Annotated in this window: 2 protein-coding genes; both read left to right on the top strand. The window is 70.9% G+C overall.

Annotation, left to right across the window (positions count from 1 at the left end; all coding sequences use genetic code 11):
* Positions 1-56: 56 nt before the first annotated feature.
* Positions 57-1001, top strand: a complete 945-nt coding sequence (locus tag V7787_RS52355; RefSeq protein WP_336095388.1) for an FHA domain-containing protein — start codon at positions 57-59, stop codon at positions 999-1001.
* Positions 998-4104, top strand: a 3107-nt coding sequence (locus V7787_RS52350) for a protein kinase domain-containing protein (RefSeq protein WP_336095387.1), incomplete at its 3' end; no start/stop codon positions are given. The genes V7787_RS52355 and V7787_RS52350, both read left to right, overlap by 4 nt.

The following is a 4104-nucleotide window of genomic DNA, read 5'->3' as shown; positions in this document are numbered from 1 at the left end:
TTTCCGCCACCGCGGCCCGGCTGCTTTCGCCGCGCCGCCCCGCGTAAGATGCGGACATGCCGGCGCGACTGATCGCTTACCCGCCCGAAGCCGCAGCCATCAGCCGATGGATACCCGCGGGCGCGCGCCTGCGCATCGGCCGCGAAGCCGATTGCGATTTGCGCATCGAACACCCCACCGTCTCGCGCAACCACGCCGATCTGATTCACGACGCCGACGGCTGGCACCTGCTCGATCTGGGCAGCAAGAACGGCACCTACGTGGACGGCATCGAAATCGGCCGCGCCCAGCTCGAACGCAGCGAATGCTGGCTGCGTTTCGGCGACGTGCTGTGCGAATTCTCGGTCCACGCCGACGCCGGCGCGATCGAACAACAGCGGCGGCAACGCGAACGGCGCGAACTGTCGGCGGCGTGGACGCGCAGGATCGAAGTCGAACGGCTCGGCCTCGGCGCCGCGCCGGCCGATGCCGACACCAACGCGGTCCGCGACCGCGCGGCAGGCGCCGGCCTGGCCGACGACATCCTGCGCGGGGTGGTCGAACTGGCCGGTTGCAGCCGCGGCTTCCTGCTGTTGGCGCACGACGGCGACTACGACGTGCGCGCCAGCCTGATGCTGGATCAGCAGGCGCTGCAGAGCCAGGCCTTTTCCGGCAGCGTCGGCGCGGTCCAGCGCTGCCTGTCGGAGCGCCGCGCGATCGTGGTCAATTGGATCGCCGACGAGTTGTGGCTGGCGCGCCGCGCTTCGGTACTGGCCGGCGGACTCAAAAGCCTGGTCTGCCTGCCCTTGCTGCACGCCGGACGGGTGCTGGGCGCGATCTACGCCGACCGGCGCGGCCCCGGCGAGGCGATCAGCGAGTTCGATCTGGAACTGCTCTGCGCCTTCGCCGACAGCGCGGCGCTGTGGCTGTTGGCGCAGCGCGCGTTCGATTCGCTGGCCCCGGCCGCCGCCCAGGGCCCGCGCTGGACCCGCATCGTCGGCGCCCAGGTCACCGCGCCGTGACCGAGGCCACCGCGACCGGCCTCTACCAAGCCCAGCCGATGACGCCCGGCAGCGTGCTGGCCGGACGTTTCCGGATCGAATCCCTGCTCGGCGTCGGCGGCATGGGCGTGGTGTATCGCGCCCACGACACCGCGCTGGGCATCGACATCGCGCTGAAACTGCTGCGCCCGGAACTGGCCGCGCGCGGCGACGCGTTCGAACGCTTCCGCCAGGAACTGCTGACCGCGCGGCAAGTCTCCAGCCCGCGGGTGGTGCGCATCCACGACTTGATCCGCCACGAATCGCAATGGCTGATCGGCATGGACTTGATCGACGGCGAGCCGCTGGACAAACGCCTGGACCGCAACGGCGCGCTGCCGCTGGACGATGCGATCCGGATCGCCCGGCAGATCGCCGAAGGTCTGTCCGCGGCGCATGCGCGCGGGGTGATCCACCGCGATCTCAAGCCAGCCAATGTGTTGATCGACACCAACGGCGACGCCTACATCAGCGATTTCGGCGTGGCCCGCTCGCTCGCCGGCAGCGGCCTGACCCAGACCGGGGCGATCGTCGGCACGCCGGATTATCTGTCGCCCGAACAAGCCCGCGGCGAAGGCGCCGATGCGCGCAGCGATCTGTACGCGTTGGGGTTGATCCTGCACGAGATGCTGACCGGCAAGATCCCGTTCGACGGCGGCACCCTCAGCGAAATCCTCGCCCAGCGCATGCTGCGCACGCCGCCACCGGTCGACCGGCTGCGCGCCGACACGCCGGCGTGGCTGGTGCGATTGGTCGACCGGCTGTTGCGCTCACAACCGGCGCATCGGCTGGGCAGCGCGGATGAAGTGCTGCGCGCGATCGATACCCGGCATGTCGCGCGCGATTGGCGGCCGACGCGCGCGGTCTGGCTGAGCGCGGCGGGCGTCGCGACGTTGGCCGCGGCCGGTGCAGGGCTGTGGATCGCGCGGCCGCAACAGCCGCCAGTGCGCGCGAACGCTAATGCAGCCGTGCCAGCGGTCGCGCCCCTGCACCGGATCATGGTGTTGCCGCTGCGCGCGCCGCAGGACGCGATCCCGCCGGAACAAGCGCGCGCATACGTCGCCTTGCTGCGCGAATCGCTCGCCACCCTGCCCGGTCTGGCCGTGGTCGACGACGAACGCAGCCAGCAGGCCTTGCGCCAACTCGATCCCAGCGACGCGGCGCCGCCCGACGCCGACGATTTGCGCCGGCTGGCGCGCGCCGACCGCGCGGTCGCGCTGGAACTGAGCCGATACGAAAAAGGTTGGCGGATGCAGGCGCGCTTGCTCGACGGCGGCGCATCCCCGCACGACTTGGTGACCGGCGACGGCGCCGATCCGCACCAAGCCTTCTCGACGCTGATCCATTCGCAACGTTTGGCCAATGCCCTGGGCGCCAAGGCCTCACCGCCGCCGTTGCCGCTGCCGGCTTCCGACGCGGCCTTGCAAAGCTACGGCGCGGGTTTGATCGCGCGCCAGAACAGCCAGATCGAACCGGCGCTGACCCAACTCAAACGCAGCACCGAACTGTCGCCGGAGTTCGCGTCGGGCTGGCTGGCCCTGGCCGAAACCCAACAGGCGGCCGGCGACCTGGATGCCGCCTACGCGGCACTGGAACAAAGCGAACATGCACGCAACGGCACCGAGCCGCTGCGCGCGCGGATCCTCGCCGAACGCGCCGCGCTCGACGGCGACGCCAAGGCCAGCGCCGACTATTGGCGCGCGCGCATCGCCGCCACGCCCGACGACACCTACGCGCAACTGGCGCTGGCGCGCGCGCTCGGCGCCGGCGGCGACGCGGTCGGCGCGATCGCGCAACTGCGCGCGCTCACCGCGCGCGACCCCGACGATCCGCGCGCCTGGTTCGAACTGGGCAAGTACTCGATCCTGCACGGCCAGGCGCGGCAAGCGGTGGACGATTACCTGGTCCGCGCGCTGGTGTTGTACAAGCGCAGCGGCAATCGCTACGGCGAAGGCGAAACCGAAAACGCGCTCGGCATCGGCTACGCCCGGCTCGGCCAGAACGATCACGCCCAGGCGCAATACCGCGAAGCGGTGGCGCTGCGCCGTGCGGTCGGCAATCGGCGCGGGCTGGCGACCAGCCTGCGCAATCTGGGCAATGTCCTGGCATTGACCGGGCAATTCGACGAAGCCGAACGCCACCTGCGCCAGGCCCGCGAATTGCACGCCGCGCTCGAAGATCGCCACGGCCTGGCCGCGGTCGAAAACGAACTGGGCCTGTTGGCCGAAGAACGCGGCGACTACCCCGGCGCCCTGGCCGCGTTCCGGCGTTCGCTGTCGGCCTGGCGCCAGGCCGGCGACGCCGGCGGCACCGCGCAGGCGCTCAACGATATCGGCTTCGCCCAGTACCAACTCGGCCATTACGACGATGCCGAGGCCTATCTGGTCCAATCGCACGAGGCCTATTCCAAGCTCGAAGACGAAACCGGCCGGATCCGCGCCAGCCAGAACCTCGGCCAACTCGCCGCCGCGCGCGGGCAATGGACGCAGGCGCGCGAACGCCTGCAATCCTCGCTCGACGATGCGCTGTCGCGGCAGATGATGGAGGAAGCGGCGGTGAGCCGGCGCAATCTGGCCGAACTGGATCTGATGCAAGGCCGGATCGGCGATGCGCTGCGGCAGCTCGATCAGGCCGATGCGCTGTTCAAGCAACGCGGCGACGCGCGCGGGCTGGTCGATATCGGCCTGCTGCGGGCGCAGGCCTTGCTGTCCGCGCAAGCCGACGGCGACGCGCGCAAGGCCTTGGACGCCTTGAATGCCCAAGTCGCCGCCGCTTCGTCCGAACAGCGCGGCATCGCCGCCCTGCTGCGCGCGCAACTGGCGCGCCGCGCCGGCGATGCCGACGGCGAACGCCGCACGCTCGCCATCGCCCAGCGCGATGCGCAGCAGTCCGGGGTGCGCTTGCTGCAATTGCAGACCGCGCTGCAAAGCGACGGCGCCGCGGCCGATGCCACGCTGGATGCGCGAATCCTCGCGCTCGGCCATGCCGGCCTGCGCCTGCAATGGGCGCAGACGCGGATGCGCGCGGCCTTGGCCGGCAACGATTCCGCCGCCGCGCTGCGCGCCTACCGCGACGCGCAACCGCT

This window comes from Pseudomonas sp. CGJS7, from assembly GCF_036961695.1.
Note: the sequence above shows the minus strand (reverse complement) of the source record. Positions and strands in the feature narration are given on the sequence as shown.

Bases quoted from the DNA above. Each gene is read 5' to 3' on its own strand.
- V7787_RS52355 (WP_336095388.1), top strand. From the start codon at position 57: ATGCCGGCGCGACTGATCGCTTACCCGCCCGAAGCCGCAGCCATCAGC.